The 22,738-nt window shown below is 42.9% G+C and carries 23 protein-coding genes; 20 read left to right on the forward strand and 3 right to left on the reverse strand.

The window, feature by feature from the left end; translation table 11 throughout:
- The first annotated feature begins 67 nt into the window (after positions 1-67).
- From infC to C6Y02_RS10405, 4 genes are all read left to right on the forward strand, one after another.
- Positions 68-583, forward strand: a complete 516-nt coding sequence (gene infC / locus C6Y02_RS10390; RefSeq protein ID WP_024718649.1) for a translation initiation factor IF-3 — start codon at positions 68-70, stop codon at positions 581-583.
- 24 nt (positions 584-607) lie between these two features.
- On the forward strand, positions 608-808 hold the full coding sequence (gene rpmI / locus C6Y02_RS10395; RefSeq protein WP_003216324.1) for a 50S ribosomal protein L35: 201 nt from the start codon (positions 608-610) through the stop codon (positions 806-808).
- 31 nt (positions 809-839) lie between these two features.
- Positions 840-1,199 carry a 50S ribosomal protein L20 gene (gene rplT / locus C6Y02_RS10400; RefSeq protein ID WP_003216409.1) on the forward strand — a complete coding sequence of 120 codons (360 nt, stop codon included), beginning with the start codon at positions 840-842 and terminating at the stop codon, positions 1,197-1,199.
- A gap of 63 nt (positions 1,200-1,262) precedes the next feature.
- Entirely contained in the window at positions 1,263-1,529 is a 267-nt protein-coding gene (locus tag C6Y02_RS10405; RefSeq protein WP_106031200.1) for a DUF1294 domain-containing protein, read from the forward strand.
- 17 nt (positions 1,530-1,546) lie between these two features.
- Here the strand turns inward: C6Y02_RS10405 and C6Y02_RS10410 are convergent, their stop codons facing one another.
- On the reverse strand, positions 1,547-1,951 hold the full coding sequence (locus C6Y02_RS10410; RefSeq protein ID WP_003216690.1) for a hypothetical protein: 405 nt from the start codon (positions 1,949-1,951) through the stop codon (positions 1,547-1,549).
- A 181-nt stretch (positions 1,952-2,132) separates the two neighbouring features.
- Between C6Y02_RS10410 and C6Y02_RS10415 the strand changes: the two genes are divergently transcribed.
- Positions 2,133-3,221: a M42 family metallopeptidase gene (locus C6Y02_RS10415; protein ID WP_060596968.1), complete on the forward strand. Its 1,089-nt coding sequence runs from the start codon at positions 2,133-2,135 to the stop codon at positions 3,219-3,221.
- A 352-nt stretch (positions 3,222-3,573) separates the two neighbouring features.
- Positions 3,574-5,370, forward strand: a complete 1,797-nt coding sequence (gene cstA / locus C6Y02_RS10420; RefSeq protein WP_106031201.1) for a carbon starvation protein CstA — start codon at positions 3,574-3,576, stop codon at positions 5,368-5,370.
- A gap of 41 nt (positions 5,371-5,411) precedes the next feature.
- On the opposite strand, the gene sspI is transcribed toward cstA, so the two are convergent.
- The gene (sspI, locus tag C6Y02_RS10425; protein WP_003216243.1) at positions 5,412-5,633 is read right to left on the reverse strand and encodes a small acid-soluble spore protein SspI; all 222 of its coding nucleotides are present in this window, start codon (positions 5,631-5,633) and stop codon (positions 5,412-5,414) included.
- 113 nt (positions 5,634-5,746) lie between these two features.
- On the opposite strand from sspI, the gene C6Y02_RS10430 reads away from it, so the two are divergent.
- The 3 genes from C6Y02_RS10430 (at position 5,747) to pheT (ending at position 10,331) form a co-directional block, all read left to right on the forward strand.
- A complete protein-coding gene (locus C6Y02_RS10430; RefSeq protein ID WP_066030572.1) occupies positions 5,747-6,490 on the forward strand; it encodes a TrmH family RNA methyltransferase in 744 nt (247 codons plus the stop codon).
- Positions 6,491-6,866: 376 nt separating this feature from the next.
- Positions 6,867-7,901, forward strand: coding sequence for a phenylalanine--tRNA ligase subunit alpha (gene pheS / locus C6Y02_RS10435; protein WP_106031202.1), 1,035 nt, complete (start codon positions 6,867-6,869; stop codon positions 7,899-7,901).
- A gap of 15 nt (positions 7,902-7,916) precedes the next feature.
- Positions 7,917-10,331 (forward strand): phenylalanine--tRNA ligase subunit beta, encoded by a 2,415-nt coding sequence (gene pheT / locus C6Y02_RS10440; RefSeq protein WP_106031203.1) that lies wholly within the window; start codon positions 7,917-7,919, stop codon positions 10,329-10,331.
- A gap of 40 nt (positions 10,332-10,371) precedes the next feature.
- Here the strand turns inward: pheT and rnhC are convergent, their stop codons facing one another.
- Positions 10,372-11,250, reverse strand: coding sequence for a ribonuclease HIII (gene rnhC, locus C6Y02_RS10445; RefSeq protein ID WP_411265976.1), 879 nt, complete (start codon positions 11,248-11,250; stop codon positions 10,372-10,374).
- 179 nt (positions 11,251-11,429) lie between these two features.
- Between rnhC and zapA the strand changes: the two genes are divergently transcribed.
- The 11 genes from zapA (at position 11,430) to C6Y02_RS10500 (ending at position 22,680) form a co-directional block, all read left to right on the forward strand.
- Complete coding sequence (gene zapA, locus C6Y02_RS10450) at positions 11,430-11,687, forward strand: cell division protein ZapA (RefSeq protein ID WP_012010831.1); 258 nt, start codon at positions 11,430-11,432, stop codon at positions 11,685-11,687.
- Between the two features lie 7 nt (positions 11,688-11,694).
- On the forward strand, positions 11,695-12,228 hold the full coding sequence (locus C6Y02_RS10455) for a CvpA family protein (protein ID WP_034661786.1): 534 nt from the start codon (positions 11,695-11,697) through the stop codon (positions 12,226-12,228).
- A 114-nt stretch (positions 12,229-12,342) separates the two neighbouring features.
- Positions 12,343-14,055, forward strand: coding sequence for a DNA polymerase/3'-5' exonuclease PolX (gene polX, locus C6Y02_RS10460; protein WP_106031205.1), 1,713 nt, complete (start codon positions 12,343-12,345; stop codon positions 14,053-14,055).
- A gap of 21 nt (positions 14,056-14,076) precedes the next feature.
- Positions 14,077-16,434 carry an endonuclease MutS2 gene (locus C6Y02_RS10465; protein ID WP_034662047.1) on the forward strand — a complete coding sequence of 786 codons (2,358 nt, stop codon included), beginning with the start codon at positions 14,077-14,079 and terminating at the stop codon, positions 16,432-16,434.
- Between the two features lie 14 nt (positions 16,435-16,448).
- A complete protein-coding gene (locus C6Y02_RS10470) occupies positions 16,449-16,853 on the forward strand; it encodes a DUF350 domain-containing protein (protein ID WP_007501637.1) in 405 nt (134 codons plus the stop codon).
- 162 nt (positions 16,854-17,015) lie between these two features.
- Entirely contained in the window at positions 17,016-17,471 is a 456-nt protein-coding gene (locus tag C6Y02_RS10475; protein ID WP_066030575.1) for an immunity 63 family protein, read from the forward strand.
- A 101-nt stretch (positions 17,472-17,572) separates the two neighbouring features.
- Positions 17,573-19,294 (forward strand): AMP-binding protein, encoded by a 1,722-nt coding sequence (locus tag C6Y02_RS10480; RefSeq protein WP_060596963.1) that lies wholly within the window; start codon positions 17,573-17,575, stop codon positions 19,292-19,294.
- A 168-nt stretch (positions 19,295-19,462) separates the two neighbouring features.
- A complete protein-coding gene (gene fadR, locus C6Y02_RS10485) occupies positions 19,463-20,047 on the forward strand; it encodes a fatty acid metabolism transcriptional regulator FadR (RefSeq protein ID WP_003216590.1) in 585 nt (194 codons plus the stop codon).
- Positions 20,048-20,073: 26 nt separating this feature from the next.
- Positions 20,074-20,853, forward strand: coding sequence for an enoyl-CoA hydratase (locus C6Y02_RS10490; protein WP_060596962.1), 780 nt, complete (start codon positions 20,074-20,076; stop codon positions 20,851-20,853).
- Positions 20,854-20,884: 31 nt separating this feature from the next.
- The gene (locus tag C6Y02_RS10495; RefSeq protein WP_060596961.1) at positions 20,885-21,658 is read left to right on the forward strand and encodes an electron transfer flavoprotein subunit beta/FixA family protein; all 774 of its coding nucleotides are present in this window, start codon (positions 20,885-20,887) and stop codon (positions 21,656-21,658) included.
- Positions 21,659-21,702: 44 nt separating this feature from the next.
- Complete coding sequence (locus C6Y02_RS10500) at positions 21,703-22,680, forward strand: electron transfer flavoprotein subunit alpha/FixB family protein (protein WP_106031206.1); 978 nt, start codon at positions 21,703-21,705, stop codon at positions 22,678-22,680.
- Positions 22,681-22,738: the final 58 nt, after the last annotated feature.

The raw sequence follows: 22,738 nt of genomic DNA on the forward strand, positions 1-22,738 counted from the left end.
AAACATACAACGAAATGGTCAAAATGAATTGTGAACTCAATTCAAAATCTCATGGAGGTGGCTCACTATTAGCAAAGATCAATTAGTTAATGAAGGTATTCGTGCGCGTGAAGTTCGTTTGATCGGACAAAATGGCGATCAGCTGGGGATTAAAACCCGCCAGGAAGCTCTGGAAATTGCTACGAAAGCCAATCTTGACCTTGTGTTAGTTGCTGCAAATGCAAAACCACCTGTTTGCCGAATCATGGACTATGGTAAGTTCCGATTCGAACAGCAGAAGAAGGAAAAAGAGGCACGTAAGAATCAAAAAATCATTAGCTTAAAAGAAGTTCGGTTGAGCCCGACAATCGATGAACATGATTTTAACACGAAGCTCCGTAATGCAATCAAATTCCTTGAAAAGGGCGATAAAGTAAAAGCTTCTATCCGCTTTAAAGGCCGTGCGATTACGCATAAAGAAATCGGACAGCGCGTGTTAGACCGTTTCTCTGAAGCTTGCGCTGAAGTAGCAACAGTAGAAACAAAACCTAAGATGGACGGACGCAGCATGTTCCTCATGCTTGCACCAAAAGTCGAAAAGTAAAGTAACAGAGGGAGGAAACATCCAATGCCAAAAATGAAAACTCACCGCGGATCTGCTAAACGTTTCAAAAAAACAGGTTCTGGTAAACTTAAACGTTCTCATGCGTACACAAGTCACTTGTTCGCTAACAAATCTACAAAGCAAAAACGTAAATTGCGTAAGAGCGCAATCGTAAGTGCTGGAGATTTCAAACGTATCAAACAACAACTTGCAAACATCAAGTAATTTGGAATAGGAATCATAGGAGGGAATTACAATGCCAAGAGTAAAAGGCGGAACTGTGTCGCGTCAGCGTCGTAAAAAGGTTCTTAAATTAGCAAAAGGTTATTTCGGTTCAAAACATAGATTATACAAAGTAGCAAACCAACAGGTGATGAAATCTGGAAACTACGCTTTCCGTGACCGTCGTCAGAAAAAACGTGACTTCCGTAAACTATGGATCACTCGTATCAATGCTGCAGCTCGTATGAACGGTCTTTCTTACAGCCGTTTAATGCATGGCCTAAAGCTTTCTGGTATCGAAGTAAACCGCAAAATGCTTGCTGACCTTGCTGTGAATGACCTAAGTGCATTCAATCAGCTTGCTGATGCTGCAAAAGCACAACTAGACAAGTAAGTCATATAAAAGATCATTCCGTCGAGGGGTGATCTTTTTTGCTCATCATGTGAGGTGAAATGAATGAATATCGCGCTGATTCTACTGCTGATTTTGGTAAATGGCTATGGTTTTTTTCTCATGGGAGAGGACAAGCGCCGGGCAAAAGCGCATAAATGGAGAATTTCAGAGGCGCACTTATGGAGTGCAGCCGTGCTTTTTGGGGCTGCTGGATCGTATCTAGGGATGCAGTATTTCCGTCATAAAACAAAGCATCCTGCCTTTCAAATGGGCATGCCTGTGTTAATCATCGTGCAGTTGATCATATTAGGATATATAAAGTTCATCTGAAAAAGGAGCAGACGCCATCAAGACGGCGTGTCTGCTCCTTTTTTTTGTTTGATTTTTTTAATGGGCTGATCCCAATCAATTTTTGTTTGAGGATAACGTTCGATAATGTTTTCCTCCAATTTTTCAAAGTCTTCTAATGTAAATTCACTTAGCTTCTCGGGTGACTCCGTCCAAACGTAAATGGAGTGGACAAACAGAGGATGATCCTTAGAAGGAACATGCTTCTCCCCTTCAAACAAGACTCCTTTATAGACGAAATTAAAATTTTTGCGCGCATTTTGCTGTTCGTCCATAAAATAAAAGCCTTCTTTTAATTGTGCTTGTTTCAGCTTTCTTCTCGGATTTGAGAAGAATTTTACCGCCATGTAGAAGATGTAGACAAGCAGTGCAACAAGAGCAAGTCTAATGAGGATTACAAACATGACAGGATGCACCTCCAATATACCGTTATCTGATGTACTACGAATGAAAAGCCCAAAAGGTTTCAACTTTTTTTAAAAAAATATTTCGTTAAACGAAAAAATATTCATAAAAAGATCGTATTGAACGAAAGAGGTTTTGTATAATAAGAATGCACCATGAAGATAAAGGAGGATAAATGGAATGACAAAGCTAGATCAAACATTAACTATGCTGAAAGACCTAACGGATGCAAAAGGGATTCCAGGAAATGAACGTGATGTCAAAAAAGTCATGCAGACATACATAGAATCATATGCAGATGAAGTCTCTAGTGACCGCCTTGGCAGCTTAATCGCTAAGAAGGAAGGAAACGCAAACGGACCTAAAATTATGCTCGCTGGTCACTTAGATGAAGTAGGATTCATGGTGACAAAAATTGATGACAAAGGCTACATTCGCTTCCAAACAGTCGGCGGCTGGTGGTCACAGGTCATGCTCGCGCAGCGTGTCACCATTGTGACGAAAAAGGGAGACATTACAGGTGTGATTGGCTCAAAGCCGCCGCACGTCTTGTCACCTGAAGCTCGAAAAAAATCGATTGAGATTACAGATATGTTTATTGATATTGGTGCATCAAGCAAAGAACAGGTAATGGAGTGGGGCGTTCTGCCTGGAGATCAAATCGTTCCTTATTTTGAATTTACAGTGATGAATGATGAAAAAATGCTCCTTGCAAAGGCATGGGACAACCGTATCGGCTGTGCAGTAGCGATTGATGTCATGAAGAACTTACACAATGCTCAGCATGAGAATATTGCTTACAGTGTTGCAACTGTACAAGAGGAGGTTGGCCTGCGTGGTGCCAAAACAGCAGCGGCTACGATCCAGCCTGATATTGGATTTGCCATTGATGTTGGTGTAGCAGGAGACACGCCAGGCATCACTGAAAAAGAAGCAACAAGCAAACTTGGCAAAGGACCAACGATTGTTGTATTTGATGCTTCGATGGTATCCCATAAAGGGCTTCGGGATTTTGTTGTCCAAACAGCGGATGAATTGAACATTCCTTACCAATATGACTCAATGCCTGGCGGTGGGACAGATGCTGGCGGTATCCATTTAACAGGTCATGGCGTGCCATCACTATCTATCGGGATACCAAGCAGATATATCCATACCCATGCAGCGATGATTCACCGAGATGATTATGAAAATGCAGTGAAGCTTTTAACAGAAGTGATCAAAAGACTTGATCAAAAAACGGTTGAACAGATCACGTACGGTTCTTAAGTAAGAATGCCTTTCCTCAGTATAGGGGAAGGGCTTTTTTTATTTCATTGAATTTCCCAGGAAATGAACGTTGTTTTTTGATTACGTCAAAAGAACTGTTTTTAACAGAAGAAGAAAAAATATTCTAGTGAATAAGGCACATGTGATCTGGCCTTTATTTTTGTAAGATGAAAGCAATAAAAAGGACAGAGCCTAAAGAACGCCCTGTCAAAAGAGAGTTTATGGAAGTAGGTGAAGCTATCTTAAGAATAAACATATTATTCTTATTAGTCAACTTGGTTTTAAAAGAAAGAAAAATCAATCAATTTATGTTATATTTGTAACAAATTGTTTGTGCGAAGGGGATGGTTAAATGAATGCGGTTACAATTGTCATAGGATCTATGTGTATTTTAGCGATTGCCTATCGTCTTTATGGCACATTTATGATGGTCAAGGTATTAAAGGTGACAGACGATCATCCTACACCGGCTCACACATTAGAGGACGGGAAAGATTATGTGCCAACCAATAAATGGGTCACATTTGGGCATCACTTTGCTGCGATTGCAGCTGCCGGTCCGTTAGTGGGTCCGATTTTAGCCGCACAATTTGGGTATTTACCGGGTCTCCTTTGGCTGTTAATTGGCGCAGTGATTGGCGGAGCTGTACATGATCTTGTCATCTTATTTGCGTCGATGCGAAAAAAGGGGAAATCATTATCAGAGGTAGCAAAGGAAGAGCTAGGACCTGTAGCAGGATTTTGTACAGGGCTTGCGATGCTGTTTATCATTACGATCACAATGGCAGGACTGTCTATGGTTGTGCTTCATGCATTAGAACGTAACCCTTGGGGAACATTTGCAGTCGGAATCACGATTCCAATTGCGATGGGGGTTGGTCTTTATTATAAAAAGACAGGCAATTTAAAACTGGCCACAACTGCGGGATTTATTTTGCTGATGGTTGGTGTATTCCTTGGGCCGAATATTCAAGGAACGGCACTTGGTGATCTTTTAACACTTGATACAAAAACGCTTGCTCTTGCCTTGCCAATCTATGCTTTTTTTGCTGCGGCATTGCCGGTTTGGCTGCTGCTCGCACCGAGGGACTATTTAAGTAGCTTTATGAAAATAGGTGTTTTTATCGCACTGATTGCCGGAATCTTTGTCGTCAATCCAACGATTCAATTCCCAGCCTTTACGGAGTTTGTGAATGGAGGAGGCCCGGTTTTAGCTGGTCCTGTCTGGCCTTTTATTTCGATTACCATTGCTTGCGGGGCCATATCTGGTTTCCACGCATTTGTTGGGTCAGGGACTACGCCTAAGATGCTTGACCGCTGGAGCGATATGAAGCCTGTCGCTTTTGGCGCAATGCTAGTAGAATGTCTAGTTGGCATTATGGCGTTAATTGCCGCTACGGCTCTTCATCCAGGAGATTATTTTGCGATTAACAGTACGCCAGAAGTGTTCCGAACGCTCGGGGTGAGTGTCGAGAACCTTCCGCAGCTGAGTAAGGAAATTGGCCTTGATTTAGAAGGAAGAACGGGTGGAGCTGTGACATTAGCTGTAGGGATGGCGTATATCTTTACGGGAATTCCGTTCTTTAGTCATTTAGCGTCTTATTTTTTCCAATTCGTCATTATGTTTGAAGCTGTCTTTATTTTAACCGCTATTGATGCTGGAACGCGTGTGGCGCGATATTTGATTCAAGACTTCTTTGGCGAAGCATATAAACCGCTTAAACGAAATGACTGGGTACCTGGGTCGGTGTTTGCAAGTGCGCTTGCTTGTTTTATGTGGGGATACTTGCTTTACTCTGGAGACATCGGGTCTATTTGGGCATTGTTTGGTGTATCGAACCAGTTAATGGCATCAGTCGGCTTAATCATCGGAGCAACCGTTGTATTAAAAATTGCAGATAAAAGGCGGTATATGCTGACTTGTTTAATTCCACTTGCTTACTTATATGTGACAGTGAATTATGCAGGCTATTGGATGGTAGCAAATGTATACCTTAATCCTGAGGCATCAGGTTACAGCGTGCTGAATGCGGTGCTGTCAATTATCATGCTGATCTTAGGATTTGTGATCATTGTGTTTGCAATTAAAAAATGGGTCGAAATTTGGCGTGATCCAGCACTTCGGATGGAAACACCGATCACTGGCTAAATGAAAAAGCCGGTTTGCTGTGATAAGCAAACCGGCTTCTTTTATTGCTGCTGATGAGGCTTTAAGCCTTGCTCTAGTGTCTCGAGGATCTCGTTCTTCTCGTTTTCTGATGCTTCTTGCCATAGCACCTCGAACAACACGCCAAGGCCTGGCAGCATTTTTTCCTCGCCGCTTTGAATGGCATCTAAAATCGTATGTTCAAGCTGCTCTTGATTATGGCCAGTGATATTTTGAATGACTGCGCCTCTTAAATTAAAATCCATTGCCCACACTCCTTTTTTGATGGTAATAGCCCTATTCTGTCTCAAAGACAGGTTTATTATGTAGTGTGCATGAGATATAATAAATTCATGATATTTAAAGGAGTTAAAATCGCTTGAAATATATAGAATCAGCTAAAAACACAAACATCAAACAGTGGAAAAAGCTCCATACGAAAAAAGAACGTACGAAAACGGGGCTGTTTCTCGTTGAGGGAATACACTTAGTCGAAGAAGCATTGAAGAGCGGAGTTGTGAAAGAATTAATGGTCACATCGCCTGATAAGCTTCCTTCTCATATCGATCCTGACATTGAACTTTATGAACTGAGCGAAGAAGCCTTTTCTGCCATGACCGAAACGGAAACGCCTCAGCACATCGCGGCGGTTTGTACAGTTCCTGTATTTGAAGAAAAGAAGTATGAACGACTTCTTCTGTTAGATGCAGTGCAGGACCCAGGAAATCTAGGCACACTCATTCGGACAGCAGATGCCGCTGGTCTTGATGCTGTAATCTTAGGTGATGGAACAGTCGATGCGTTTAACGGAAAAACGCTCCGTTCAGCACAAGGATCGCATTTCCACCTGCCAATTTTAAAGCAAACCCTTCAGCAGGCAATACAAGCATGTAAGGAGCAAGGCATACCTGTATACGGAAGCGCCTTGAAAAATGCGAAAGCGTATAGAAGCGTAACGGCAGAAGGTCCTTTTGCATTAATTGTTGGCAATGAAGGAGCAGGGATTGACCAAGAGATTCTGCAAATGACAGACCAGAATTTATATGTGCCGATGTATGGTCAGGCAGAATCATTAAATGTGGCTGTTGCAGCAGCTGTTCTCGTCTATCATTTGCGTGGATAGTGTTGCAACATGCGCTTATTTTCACTATAATGAAACTAATATTTTAAAAACCATGATAGAGGAAGATTGTTTCAAGGAGCGTCCTTATAGGGAGAATGCATCGTAGACTGAAAGTGCATTTAAGGAATGCTGAAACAGGAATTCACCTCTGGAGTTGTCACCGGGACCGCAAGCTTTGCGTAAAGGTGAACCGGATTCGTTTGATTCCGTTATGTCAATGAAGCTTATTCGCACATGCATTTGTGCTTAACAAGGGTGGTACCGCGACCACAACTCGTCCCTTCTTTTTTAGAGGGACGGGTTTTTTTATTGTCTTCAAACGATCAAACAGCCGTTTATCCAGACGGTTTTGTATATCAAAAGGAGGATTACACTCATGCAAGAAACGTTAAAACAGCTTGAAACAGAGGCGATAGCGAAGGTTGAAGCAGCTAGCTCGCTCAAAGAAGTCAATGACATTCGTGTTCAATATTTAGGGAAAAAAGGGCCAATCACAGAGGTGCTTCGCGGAATGGGCAAGCTCTCCGCAGAAGAAAGACCGAAAATGGGCGCACTCGCAAACGAAGTAAGAGAGCAGATTGCAAATGCCATTGCTGAAAAAAATGAACAGCTGGAAAAAGAAGAAGTGAAGAAGAAACTTGCGTCTCAAACGATTGATGTTACATTGCCAGCAAGCCCAATCAAAATAGGGGCAAGACATCCATTAACAATAGTTGTCGAAGATATTGAAGATTTATTTATTGGTATGGGCTATACCGTTGAGGAAGGTCCTGAGGTGGAAACGGATTATTATAACTTTGAAGCGCTGAATCTTCCAAAGGAGCATCCAGCACGTGATATGCAGGACAGCTTCTATATTACCGAGGATACACTGATGAGAACACAAACGTCACCAGTTCAAGCACGTACACTCGAAAAATATAAAGGACAAGGTCCTGTGAAGATCATCTGCCCTGGGAAAGTATATAGACGAGACAGTGATGACGCGACTCATTCACATCAATTCATGCAGATTGAAGGCCTTGTTGTCGATCACAATATTAGCATGAGTGATCTAAAAGGAACGCTTGAGACAGTCGCAAGAAAAATGTTTGGTGAAGATCGTGAAATTAGACTCCGTCCAAGCTTTTTCCCATTCACAGAACCATCTGTCGAAGTCGATGTGTCTTGCTTTAAATGCGGCGGAAAGGGCTGTTCAGTATGTAAAGGAACAGGCTGGATAGAGATTTTAGGAGCAGGGATGGTTCATCCAAATGTCCTGAAAATGAGCGGATTTGATCCAGAAACTTACCAAGGCTTTGCTTTTGGAATGGGTGTTGAACGTATTGCGATGCTAAAATACGGCATTGATGATATTCGCCATTTCTACACAAATGATATTAGATTCACAAAGCAATTCAAGCAGGACTAAGAGGAGGAAATCAACATGTTTGTTTCATATAAATGGTTAGAAGACTATGTCGATTTAGAAGGCATTCAGCCGGATGAATTAGCAGAAAAGATCACAAGAAGCGGAATTGAAGTGGAAGCCGTTGAATATAAAGGAGAAGGCATCAAAGGGGTTGTCGTTGGACATGTCATTGAGCGTGAACAGCACCCAAATGCGGATAAATTAAACAAATGTCTTGTTGATATCGGCGAAGACGCTCCAGTGCAAATTATTTGCGGGGCTCCGAATGTGGATAAAGGACAATATGTGGCCGTCGCAACGGTTGGCGCAGTCCTTCCAGGGAACTTTAAAATTAAAAAAGCAAAGCTGCGTGGCGAAGAGTCTCATGGCATGATTTGTTCTCTGCAAGAATTAGGCGTAGAAAGCAAACTCGTACCAAAGGAATATGCAGAAGGCATTTTTGTTTTCCCAAATGACGTCAAACCCGGAGATGATGCCCTTCAGGCACTTCAATTAGACGATGCGGTACTTGAGCTTGGTTTAACACCAAACCGTGCGGATGCCCTGAATATGCTCGGTGTGGCTTATGAGGTTGCAGCCATTTTAGGGAGAGACATCAAACTTCCTGATACAGCACATGACACCTCTTCAGAAAAAGCAGCAGACTTTATCTCTGTGAAAATTGAGGATCAAGAAGCAAATCCACTTTATGCAGCGAAGATCATTAAAAATATAAAGGTTGGCCCAGCACCGCTTTGGATTCAAACAAGATTGATGAATGCAGGCATTCGACCAATTAACAACGTCGTCGATATTACAAACTTTGTACTGCTTGAATACGGTCAGCCGCTTCATGCATTTGATTATGACCGCTTTGGTTCAAAGCAGGTGGTCGTACGTAAAGCGTCTGATAGCGAAATCATTCAAACACTGGATGAACAAGAACGTACATTGTCATCAAAGCATCTAGTGATCACTAATGGGACGAAAGCGCACGCTGTAGCAGGCGTCATGGGCGGTCTTGAATCTGAGGTGCGTGATGAGACGACAACGATTCTTTTAGAAGCGGCATATTTCAACGGTCAAACGGTCCGTCAAGCATCTAGAGACTTAGGGCTTCGCAGTGAATCAAGCACACGATTTGAAAAAGGACTTGACCCGCAGCGTACAAAACCTGCAGCCGAAAGAGCAGCGCAATTGATCAGTCTCTATGCAGGTGGTGAAGTGCTAAGCGGGACTGTGGAGGAAAACCACCTTGAAGCAAGTATGAATGTCATCCACGTATCAACTGAGCGTGTGAATAAGGTGCTTGGCATGAGCATTTCAAAAAAAGATATGATGCAAATTTTCAACAAACTTGGTTTTACAGTGGGCGAATCAAATGACGTTCTTGTCGTAACGGTTCCTTCTCGTAGAATGGATATCACGATTGAAGAAGACCTCATTGAAGAAGTTGCCAGATTATACGGCTATGATAATATTCCGTCTACACTGCCTGCGACAGCTGGTACAGTTGGCGGTCTCACGCCGTATCAAGTGAAGCGCAGGAAGGTTAGACGTTTCTTAGAAGGCGCAGGTCTTTCTCAAGCGATCACGTATTCATTGACAAATCAGCATAAGTCTACAGCTTTTGCACTGAATCCAGCTTATAAAACGAGGCTTTCCCTGCCAATGAGTGAAGAACGAAGTGTGCTCAGACAAAGTCTTCTGCCAAACTTACTTGATTCTGTTGCATATAACTTGGCAAGACAAGCTGATTCATTTGGCTTTTATGAAACGGGTTCTGTGTTCTTAGCAGAAGCTGAAGGAGAAAAACCAGTGGAAAAAGAGCATGTCGCTGGTGCGCTGACAGGCTTATGGCATAAAAATCTTTGGCAGGGCGAGAAAAAAGCCGTCGATTTTTATGTAGCGAAAGGAATTGCAGAAGGTCTATTTGAAAAGCTTGGTGTATCAGACCAAATCACATATGTTCAAGCAGAGCGTGAGGGTCTTCACCCAGGTCGTACAGCAGATGTTCATTTAAATGGAAAAGTCATTGGGTTTGTTGCTGCACTGCATCCAGTCATTGAAAAGGAATTAGATTTAAAAGAAACATATGTTTTCGAGTTTGATTTAACAGATGTGATGACGTCTGAATCGAAGGATATGAAATATACAGCGATTCCGAGATTCCCTGCTGTGACAAGAGATATTGCACTTGTTGTAGATCAGCATATCTCAAGCGGACAGCTGGAGCGGGTCATCTATGAGGCAGGCGGGGATTTATTGACAGACCTATCCGTCTTTGATGTGTATGAGGGTGAACATATGGAAGAAGGCAAAAAATCCGTTGCATTCTCTCTCCAATATTTAAATCCGGAGCAAACATTGACAGAGGAAGAAGTGACGGCTGTTCATACAAAAGTATTGAAAGCATTAGAAGATACGTATCAAGCCGTCTTGCGCGGTTAAAGAAAAAAAGAGCTATGGCCTTATGGGCCTTAGCTCTTTTTTATAACCATTTTTTCGCTTTTTGTGTGTTGGCAAAATGCAGCTTTGTAAATTGACGTAAAGAATCTTCGCCGTGCAGCTTGATGAGCTTCGCTGCCGCCTTGTCCACATGAGGACCGGCTCCTTTTGGAATGTCAAAGCCTGCTGCTTTTGACAACTTATCCATTTCAATTAAAAAGGCGTACCTTGCAATAATGGAAGCCGCAGCAACTGACAAATGAATGCCTTCTGCTTTTGTGCTAAAGTACGTCCGCTCCCGAATGATTTTTTTCCCTGCAAGATGCTTGAAATAAATGCCCGGTTCTGCAAATTGGTCAATCAAAATGGCTTCGGGCTGCTTCCCGTCTAGTTTTTCTAGCACAGAGGTAATGACTTGGTTATGAAGCAGCGCCTTCATTTTTCCTTGACTCATGCCCTTTTCCTGCATCGCATTGTACTTTTCATTTCGGAGCACGAGAAGGCTGAACGGAATGGTTTTGATGAGATCTTTGGCAATATTGATAATCTGCGGGTCCTTTAGACCTTTTGAGTCTTTTACGCCAAGCTCTTTCATGAGAGCAAGCTGGCTGGCATCAACATAGGCGGCACAGACCGTCATCGGTCCAAAATAATCACCTGTTCCTACTTCATCTGAACCGATGACGGACATAGAAGCAATTCCTGACGGCGGACTGTATTTTGTGACAGCAGGTGCTTTTTGACTTTTCGTATCAGCTGCTTTTAAATGGCTGAATTGACTGGCTTCAGCTTCTGCCTTTTGTCCTTGAAACAGCACTTTTCCAGATCGATAGGCTGTAATCGTACAGCCAGGAACCTTTGCTTGAAAAAGGGCGCCTGGTGGTAAAGTATCAGTTAAGTGGTGCGCATACGCGCTCTTCATCTTTTTAAGGTCTTCTGATGTTGCTTTTAAGACGGATTGGGGCACAGTGGATAACTCCTTTTTACCTTGATATCATTGATTTCTAAAGTGTACCATAACAGGGAAGGGCTCGTCTTTCCATTCAATGTCTAAACATGTTATGATAGAGACTAGGATTCTCGTGGAATGGAGGAGAAACGTTGTCTGACGGCGGTAAAACGAAAACAACAGTTGAGATTTACGGACAGTCCTATACGATCATCGGTCAAGAAACGAAGATGCATATGCGACACGTTGCTTCAATTGTTGATGATAAAATGAGAGAAATAAATGAAAAAAATCCATACCTTGATATAAACAAATTAGCTGTACTGACAGCAGTCAATGTCGTCCACGACTACTTGAAATTAAAAGAGCAATACGAAAAACTAGAGATTCAGCTTAAAGAAAAGGAATGAAATTACCGTGATCGATATCATCATTTTGTTTTTGCTTCTTATGGGAACGCTTGTCGGTCTAAAACGTGGGTTTATTCTTCAATTGATTAAATTGATCAGCTTTGTTGTTTCTATCTTAGTGGCTTCCATGTTTTATCAGTCACTTGCACCACAGCTTACGTGGATTCCAGCGCCTAATTTTAGCGGCGGTCAAGCGCAGCTCGCTTTCTTTAGTGGGAATCTAGAAACAGCTTATTATAATACCATTGCGTTTATCATTCTGTTTATCTTGACCAAAATCCTGCTCGCCATCATTGGCGGATTGCTCACAACCATTGCAAGTATACCTGTGATTAAGCAGGTCAACAAACTGCTTGGCGGTGTTTTAGGATTTCTTGAAACCTATCTATTTGTGTTTATTCTCTTGTTTGTCGCTGCATTACTTCCAGTCGATGCACTGCAAACAATGATGAGCAAATCCATATTAGCAGATGTGATCGTAGGCAACACCCCTTATCTGTCCAGTCTTGTCAAAGACTTATGGACGACGTATGGAGTTTAAAAACTTCTCCTTTCTTGGAGAAGTTTTTTCTCATTCCATGACAGAAAGTTGTAGGATGAAGGAAAAGTTTGTATATTTATAAAGGAAGATGCCAAAGCGGCTGGAGGATGAGAGATGAATAAAAAAGATATTATCAAACTTCTTGAAACAATTGCAGTATATATGGAGCTGAAAGGAGATAATCCTTTTAAGATTTCTGCCTTTCGTAAAGCAGCAGCGGCACTGGAACAAGATGACCGCAGCCTTTCTCAAATAGATGATCTATTAGCATTACCCGGCATTGGAAAAGGAACCTTTGCTGTGATCACTGAGTATATCGAAAAAGGACAATCAGAAACACTCGAACAATTAAAAAAGGAAGTGCCTGAAGGACTTGTCCCGCTCTTAAAATTACCAGGACTTGGCGGGAAGAAGATCGCTAAGCTTTACCAAGAGCTTGGCGTCCACGATGCACAGTCGCTAAGAGAAGCATGCGAAGCGGAAAAGGTACAAGCACTTGCTGGCTTTGGCAAAAAAACAGAAGAAAAGATTCTCGCGGCTCTTGAGGAAGCGGGAAAGCAGCCGGAACGACTGCCAATTGGCTTTGCATTAGATGTGGCAGAGCGGATTGATCATGCGCTTGAAGAGACGAAAGGTATCATCCGTTTTTCAAGAGCTGGCAGTTTAAGACGTGCACGTGAAACTGTGAAAGATTTAGATTATATCATTGCGACAGATGATCCTGAGCAAGTAAGAGAGCAGCTCGTTGCACTTGATGATGTGAAAGATGTCATCGCAAGCGGTGATACGAAGGTATCTGTCATTCTTGCCCTTGATTTTGAGATCAGTGTGGACTTCCGGCTTGTGACATCAGACCAATTCGCGACTACGCTGCACCATTTCACTGGCTCAAAAGATCACAATATTCGAATGCGTCAGCTTGCGAAGGAACGCGGAGAGCGCATTAGCGAATATGGTGTGGAAACGATTGAAACTGGAGAAGTGAAAACGTTTGAAGACGAGAGCGCTTTTTATGCGCATTTTCAACTTCCGCTCATTCCGCCAGAAATTCGTGAAACCGGAGCGGAGATTGATACGTATAAAGAAAGTATGCAGTTTGTAGAACTGAAAGATATCAAAGGCGACCTTCATATGCACTCGACATGGAGTGACGGAGCATTCTCTATTCGTGAAATGGCGGAAGCATGTATCGCAAAAGGCTATGAATACATGGCCATTACAGACCACTCGCAATATTTAAAAGTAGCCAACGGTTTAACAAAAGAACGTTTGCGTCTGCAAGCTAAAGAAATTGACAAGCTTAATCAGGAATTCGAGCATTTTCACATTTTCAAAGGGGTCGAAATGGATATCCTGCCGGATGGATCGTTAGATTATGATGATGACTTTTTAAAAGACATGGATTTTGTCATTGCGTCTATTCATTCTAGCTTCTCTCAGCCGGAGGAAGTCATTATGGAACGCCTTGAAAATGCCTTGCGAAATCAGCATGTCGATTTAATTGCACATCCAACAGGCCGTTTGATCGGCAGACGGGATGGCTATGCCCTAAATATAGATCAGCTCATAGAGCTTGCGAAGAAAACGGGCACTGCACTTGAGCTCAACAGTAATCCGTCAAGACTTGATTTGAAAACAGAGCATTTAATGAAAGCAAATGAAGCGGGTGTGCACATCATGATCAATACAGATGCGCACAACATCGCCATGCTGGAACATATGGAAGTCGGTGTAACAGCTGCAAGAAAAGGCTGGACACCAAAAGCAAATGTCGTGAATACTTTTACTCTAAACGAGATCAAAAAGTTTTTAACGCGTGACAGGTAGTCGTTAGGAGGCTGGACCATGCTGCAACAAAAAGTGTTAGCATCATTAGAATTTCATAAAGTAAAAGAAAAAGTGATGTCCTATACCGCATCCACATTAGGAAAAGAAAGAGCGCAGGATTTAACACCTCTGACGGATATAGAAACCATTCAGCATTTGCTGGAAGAGGTAGCAGAAGCACAAGATGTGATTCGCTTAAAGGGGTCTGCGCCATTTGGCGGGTTAACGGATATTAGACGCGCAGTTAAACGGGCAGAAATCGGCAGTACATTAAGCCCATCTGAGCTGATGGAAATCGCAGGACTATTATATGCGGTGAAAAATATGAAGCACTTTCTCACGTCCATGTATGAAGATGGAGTAGACATACCGCGCCTTCATACATATGCTGAGACGCTGATATTACTGCCTGAAATCAGAAAAGAAATCGAAAGCTGTATTGGTGATAATGGAGAAGTGCTTGATCATGCAACCCCTGCACTTCGTTCATTGCGCATTCAATTACGCTCACTAGAATCAAAGGTTCGTGATAAATTAGAATCGATGATTCGTTCACAATCGGCTTCGAAAATGCTGTCAGACACAATTGTCACCATTCGTAATGATCGGTTTGTTATTCCGGTGAAGCAAGAGTACCGCTCGAATTACGGCGGAATTGTTCATGACCAATCATCATCTGGGGCAACACTTTTTATTGAGCCGCAAGTGGTCGTGGATGTAAATAACACCTTGCAGCAAACCCGTTTAAAAGAGAAGCAAGAGGTTGAAAAGATCCTCCAAATGCTGACAGAGAGCGTGTCAGAGCACATTGGGGAACTGCTTCACAATGTAAAGGAGCTGCAGACGCTAGATTTTATTTTTGCTAAAGCTAAATATGCAAAGGCAGAAAAAGCCACAAAGCCTGCTGTGAATGATCAAGGAGAGATCTATTTAAAACGAGCAAGACATCCTCTATTGCCTCGGGATCAAGTTGTCGCAAATGATATTGAGCTCGGCAAAGATTTTTCAACGATCGTGATTACTGGACCAAATACAGGGGGGAAGACAGTTACTTTAAAAACGCTGGGTCTTCTGACGCTGATGACACAGGCGGGCCTCCATATTCCAGTTGAAGAAGGCTCTGAAGTGGCTGTGTTCGACCAAGTCTTTGCTGATATTGGAGACGAACAGTCCATTGAACAAAGCTTGAGTACGTTCTCATCTCATATGGTCAATATTGTAGATATCTTAAAGCATTTGACATCTAACTCACTCGTGTTATTTGATGAATTAGGGGCAGGAACAGACCCAGCTGAAGGTGCGGCACTTGCGATGAGCATTTTAGATGAAGTGCATCAAACTAATGCACGCGTCATCGCAACGACTCATTATCCCGAGCTGAAGGCATATGGGTATAACCGGGAAGGCGTCACGAATGCAAGCGTGGAGTTTGACATTGAAACTTTATCACCAACGTACCGCCTGCTCATCGGTGTGCCTGGACGAAGTAACGCATTTGAAATTTCCAAACGTCTTGGTTTGCCTGACCACCTCATAGACCGGGCAAAAGCAGATATGCATGCAGAGCATAATGAAGTAGACCAAATGATTGCGTCATTAGAAGATAGCAAGAAACAAGCAGAAGAAGAACTGCATGAGACAGAAGTCTATAGAAAAGAAGCAGAAAAGCTTCATAAAGAATTGCAAAGACAAATTCTTGAATGGAATGAGCAAAAGGACAAACTGCTCGAAGAAGCTGAACATAAAGCGAAAGAGAAAATTGAACAAGCATCAAAAGAAGCAGAAGATATCATTCAAGAGCTGCGTTCGATAAAAAGTGAGCATCGCTCATTCAAAGAGCATGAACTCATCGATGCGAGAAAGCGTCTTGAAGAAGCGGTCCCTGAGTTTGACCGGAAGAAAAAGCCAGAGCCAGCGAAAAAAGCAGTAAGACAGCTGAAGTCAGGCGACGAAGTCAAAGTGCTCACCTTCGGGCAAAAAGGAACGCTGCTTGAACAAACAGGTGACAAAGAATGGAGTGTCCAAATGGGCATTCTGAAAATGAAAGTAAAAGAAAAAGACATGGAATTTATCAAATCAGCACCTGAATTTAAGCAAGAAAAAGCCATCACGGCAGTCAAAGGGAAAGACTATCATGTCTCGCTTGAGCTCGATTTAAGAGGAGAGCGTTATGAAAATGCCTTAAGCAGAGTCGAAAAATATTTAGATGATGCTGTATTAGCTGGTTATCCGCGCGTGTCGATTATTCACGGAAAAGGAACTGGCGCCCTCAGAAAAGGGGTTCAGGAATTACTGAAACAGCACCGAAGTGTGAAAAATGCTCGTTTTGGCGAACAAGGTGAGGGAGGATCAGGCGTCACCATCGTCGAATTAAAGTAAAAAGGAGAAAACGCATGAAAGCCTTTTGGGAAAATGAACTTGTGGAAATTGCCGCCTATTACAGCGTGGCCGTCCTATGTCTCGTCTTATTTCTAACCATTTTTGAACTCGTCACCTCCTATAAAAACTGGGAAGAGATCCAGCGGGGGAACTTAGCTGTTGCTATGGCAACAGGCGGGAAGATCTTTGGGATTGCGAATGTGTTTCAGCATTCCATCGCACAGCACAATTCCCTTCTTCAAATGGTTGGATGGGGCGTATACGGCTTTGTGATGCTGCTTGTCAGCTATTTCATTTTTGAATTTTTAACACCGCGATTTAAAGTAGACAAAGAGATTGAAAATGATAATAGAGCGGTCGGGTTTATTTCACTCATCATTTCAGTTGGGCTGTCTTACGTAGTAGCAGCCGGCATTTAAGGAGACGACATGGAAAAGCTAGCAAAAGTATTAATCGTAGTTGCCTGCACTTTTGCGGTCATTGGTGCCGTTTATCTGTTCCTGTGAAATGAAAAAAACAACGTTAGAAAGCTGTCAGGGAACCCCTTGGCAGCTTTTATCTCATCAAAGGCGGCGAATGACATGAAGCACATTCTGCAAAAAGACGAACTGATCAAGCGCATTGATACTTGTCTTCAAATGACATCCCTTCCAAGAGACATATACGAACCGTATATTGCACGTCCATTTCAAACGTCAGGATTTTTTGATGATTTGAGTCCCTATATTCAGATCGATTCGAGTGGTTATATCCTCATTCAATATGAACGAGGGATGAAAATGCTGCATAAAAGAACAAAAGTGGCGGATGAAGTTATTTACTGGATTTTAGAAGACACCATTTTTCTCACGGTTTACATTGACATGATGAGGAAGCATCAAGTCGACAACATCCAGACGCATTTACCGAATGACCCTAGTATCCATCAACAGATCGTGGAAAGAGTCAACGAGTCATTTCGTGCAATCGGCGGTTTATATGAACAGTGGCATCATGAAGGAAAAAGAGCCTCTATAGAAACACCGGCGAAAAAGTAAACGTGTGCAATTGAACCAAGCTCTATTAGAAAAAAGCAAACTGTCCTAAGGAAAAGTTTGCTATAATAAAATAGTACGAAAGTTCAGGAAGGAGGGTTTTTATGCAGTCAGATAAACGTTGGCTTCTGCATTACCCGAATCAAATTCCCCACGAACTCACCATCCCAAATGAAACATTACAATCTTACTTATTCAGCTCCGCAGAGGCTGCACCTGAGCATACAGCCATTCATTTTCTAGGAAAGAACATCACCTATGAACAGCTGCAAAAAGACGTATTGAAACTAGCCAGTCATCTGATGAAAATTGGCGTAAAAAAAGGCGACAGAGTAGCGATCATGCTGCCGAACTGCCCTCAATCGGTCATTTCTTATTATGCTGTTTTAATAGCAGGCGGCATCGTTGTTCAAACAAACCCGCTTTATACGGAGAAAGAACTGGAATATCAAATGGAGGACAGCGGCGCCAAAGTGCTGATCACGCTAGATCTGTTGTATCCAAAGGCTTATAAAATGAAAGCGCTGACAAGTATGGAACACTTAATCATTACCAAACTACAAGATTATTTACCATTCCCGAAAAACATACTGTTTCCTATTGTGCAAAGAAGAAAAAATAAAATGGTCATCCAAGTGGAGAAAAATGACACCATTCATCACTTCTCGCAGATCACGAAAGAATCGGCAGGTGAACAGCAAATTCCCGCACTTGCCTTTGAGCCGAAAGAGGATGTCGCTGTTTTGCAATATACCGGCGGAACGACCGGTTTACCAAAAGGGGTCATGCTCACACATGAAAATATTTTAGCGAATACTGAAATGTGCGCTTCCTGGATGTACAAAACGACCAGGGGGAAAGAACGCATCCTCGGCATCATTCCGTTTTTTCATGTCTACGGAATGACGACCGTCTTAAACCTTGCTGTCAAAGAAGGGCATCAATTGATTCTTCTTCCACGCTTTGATGTCGCAGATACCCTCAAAACCATTGAAAAACAGAAACCGACGCTATTTCCAGGCGCACCAACAATGTATATCGCCTTGCTGCATCATCCGAACATTGAAAAGTATGACCTGTCGTCCATCACTGCATGTCTAAGCGGCTCAGCGGCACTTCCTGTAGAAGTCAAACAAAGCTTTGAAAAATTAACAGGAGGACGCTTAGTGGAAGGGTATGGACTTTCAGAAACCTCACCCGTCACCCATGCTAACTTTTTATGGGGAGCGAACAAAACAGGCAGCATTGGCTGTCCGTGGCCTAATACAGATGCCGGTATTTATTGCGAGGAAACTGGAGGCCTAAAAGAACCATATGAGCATGGAGAAATCATTGTCAAAGGGCCGCAGATCATGAAGGGATACTGGAATCAGCCAGAGGAGACAGCGGCTGTATTACGAGATGGCTGGTTTTTCACCGGAGATATAGGGTATATGGATGAGGACGGTTTTTTCTATATCGTCGACCGGAAAAAAGATGTCATCATAGCGAGCGGCTATAATATTTACCCAAGAGAGGTCGAAGAAGCCCTTTATGAGCATGAGCTTGTACAAGAAGTCGTCGTCGCAGGTATTCCAGATCCGTACAGAGGAGAAACAGTGAAAGCATTTATTGTGCCGAAAAAGGATGCCTACTTAACAGAGGACGAACTTGATCGCTTTGTCAGGACGAGAATTGCCTCATTTAAAGTACCACGCGTGTATGAATTTAAAGAATCACTGCCTAAAACAGCCGTCGGGAAGATTTTGCGCAGAGTATTAATTGAAGAAGAAAAAAGAAAGCACGCTTCTTCATCTGAAACGCCTGCCGATCAACCGAAAACATAACGGTCTGCATCATCCGGTCCACCGGCCGGATGATTTGAATGTTGACCGCCTGCTCTGTTATGCTAAAGGTGGAAAAGAAACAAGAAGATCACTTGACAAATCGCCCGTTTCTTTTTAACATGAAGTTATGAATGAATACTCATTCAATTTAGAAAGGGACGAAGCACATTGAAGCAGAAAAGACCGAAGTACATGCAAATTATTGATGCAGCAGTTGTGGTGATTGCAGAGAACGGCTATCATCAATCACAAGTTTCAAAGATTGCGAAACAAGCAGGGGTAGCAGACGGAACCATTTATCTTTATTTCAAAAATAAAGAGGATATTTTGATCTCATTGTTCAAAGAAAAAATGGGACAATTCATCGAACGGATGGAAACAGATATTCAAAAGAAACCGTCGGCGAAAGAAAAGCTTTTACTGCTCATTGAGGAGCATTTTCGTATGCTTGCGCAAAATCATCATTTGGCTCTTGTGACACAGCTCGAACTCAGGCAGTCAAACCTTGAGCTGCGGCAAAAAATCAATGAGGTGCTGAAAGGGTATTTAAATATGCTCGAGTCGATTTTAGCAGAAGGAAAGAAAACAGGAGAATTTAGACAAAATCTAGATGTCCGCTTAGCGAGACAAATGGTATTTGGGACGATTGATGAGACCGCTACAACATGGGTCATGAATGATCAAAAATATGATCTTCCTGCACTCGCAGAAAACGTACGTGATCTACTCTTAAACGGAATACATCAATCTTAAAGACATTTTGAAAAAGGATGATTGACATGGAAAAGATACTCACCTTACATCATGAAGGACAGACAGCACTTATTACGATTCAGCATCCACCAGCAAACGCCTTATCTTCTCAGCTGCTCACCGAGCTAAATGACATGTTTGACCAGCTCGAACAAAATGAAGAAGTAAGAGCCATTGTGATCCACGGAGAAGGAAGATTTTTCTCAGCAGGTGCTGATATTAAGGAATTTACGACGTTACAGGAAGAGTCTGACTATTCAAGCCTTGCAGACAGAGGGCAGCAGGTCTTTGAACGGATAGAGCAATGTCCAAAACCAGTCATTGCCTCGATTCACGGAGCTGCATTAGGCGGGGGCCTTGAGCTTGCAATGTCTTGTGATATCCGAATCGCAACAAAAGATGCGAAGCTTGGACTGCCGGAACTAAACCTCGGCATCATTCCAGGATTCGGCGGCACGCAGCGCCTGCCGCGCTATGTTGGTTCGGCTAAAGCTCTGGAAATGATGGGTACAGCTGAACCGATTACAGGTGAAGAAGCATTCGCCTGCGGACTTGTTTCAAAGCTGGCAGAAACAGAGGAAGAGGCGCTTGAAGAAGCCAAAACACTTGCGGCAAAATTTGCAACGAAAAGCCCAAAATCACTCGAGTATGTGCTGGATTTATTGAACGCAACAAAATTGTATTCATATGATGGCGGAATGAAACTGGAAGCCAAAAAGTTCGGTGAGATTTTCCAATCGAATGATGCCAAAGAAGGTATCCAAGCCTTTATCGAAAAGCGCAAACCGAATTTTAAAGGGGAATAAGGGATTAGAACGACACAAGGGGGAGAAATGGATGAATATATTTGTTTTGATGAAGCGTACGTTTGACACGGAAGAGAAGATTTCCATTCAGTCTGGTGCAATTCAAGAAGATGGAGCAGAGTTCATTATTAATCCTTATGACGAGTACGCCATAGAAGAAGCCATCCAGCTTCGTGACGAGCACGGGGGAGAAGTGACCGTTGTGACAGTTGGCAGTGAGGATGCGGAGAAGCAGCTGAGAACAGCGCTCGCTATGGGCTGCGATCAAGCCGTTTTATTAAATGTGGAAGACGACTTAGAAGAGTGGGATCAATATTCAGCTTCTACGATTCTTTACCACTATTTAAAAGACAAAGAGGCTTCCTTAATTTTAGCAGGGAATGTGGCAATTGACGGGGGCTCTGGACAGGTTGCCCCGCGTCTTGCTGAATTACTTGGCTTTTCATATGTCACAACGATTACAAGTATTCAAATTGACGGAGGCTCTGCTTCGATTGAACGAGATGCGGAAGGTGACGTGGAAGTAATTTCTGCCGAGCTCCCGCTTGTCGTCACTGCCCAACAAGGACTCAATGAGCCTCGCTATCCATCATTACCAGGCATTATGAAGGCAAAGAAAAAGCCTTTAGAAGAAGTGGAACTTGATGATTTAGATCTTGATGAAGACGATGTACCATATAAAATCAAAACAATTGAACGTTTCTTACCGGAGAAAAAAGAGGGTGGCAAGGTGCTCAGCGGTGAGCTTCAAGATCAAGTCAAAGAACTGACAGATCTACTAAGAAACGAAGCAAAGGTCATCTAAACATCCGCTTTACGATATCACGAGAACAAGGGGGAACTTGAAAGATGAGTAAAAAAGTTGTTGTACTTGGAGAAAGTCGTGACGGTAAATTAAGAAATGTGACATTTGAAGCCATTGCTGCCGCTCATCAATTGGCAGATGGCGGTGAAGTCATTGGCGTGTTAATAGGGGAAGACGTCAAAGACCTAGCGAATGAACTGCTTTACTATGGAGCGGATCATGTCATGATTGTGGAGCATCCGCACCTTTCATACTATACATCAGATGGTTTTGCGCAGGCGCTTCAAGCGATATTAGATCAGGTTGACCCAGATGCCGTACTCTTTGGCCATACGTCTATCGGAAAAGACTTGTCGCCGAAAATAGCTGCACGCTTGCAGACTGGCCTAATTTCAGATGCGATTGATGTAAGCGTTACCGGAGAACACCTCGTTTTCACTAGACCGATTTACTCTGGTAAAGCCTTCGAAAAAGTGATTTCAACAGATCGTCTGCTTTTGGCGACTATACGCCCGAACAACGTGGCACCTCTTGAGCGGGATGCCTCACGAAGCGGAGACATTACACCCGTTTCTGTCGATATTCAGAACCTGCGAACGATCGTGAAGGAAGTCATTAAAAAAACGTCAGAAGGTGTAGATTTATCTGAAGCAAAGGTCATCGTCGCCGGGGGACGCGGGGTCAAGAGCAAGGAAGGGTTTGAACCACTGAATGAACTCGCCGAAACGCTGGGCGCAGCAGTCGGTGCCTCGCGTGGCGCCTGTGATGCAGACTACTGTGATTATGCCCTGCAAATTGGGCAAACAGGTAAGGTCGTCACACCTGATCTCTATATTGCGTGCGGGATATCAGGGGCGATTCAGCATTTAGCCGGAATGTCTAACAGTAAAGTCATTGTGGCGATTAACAAAGACCCAGAAGCCGAGATCTTCAAAATTGCCGATTATGGAATCGTCGGTGATTTGTTTGAAGTGGTACCGCTTTTGAATGAAGAGTTAAAAAAGATGAATATCCACTCGTAACGCTCATACACTCAGAATGCCTAGGTATTCTGGGTTTTTTTGTATGTAATCAATAAAC

Source organism: Bacillus sp. NMCC4 (genome assembly GCF_002998555.1).
Taxonomy (GTDB): Bacteria; Bacillota; Bacilli; order Bacillales; family Bacillaceae; genus Bacillus.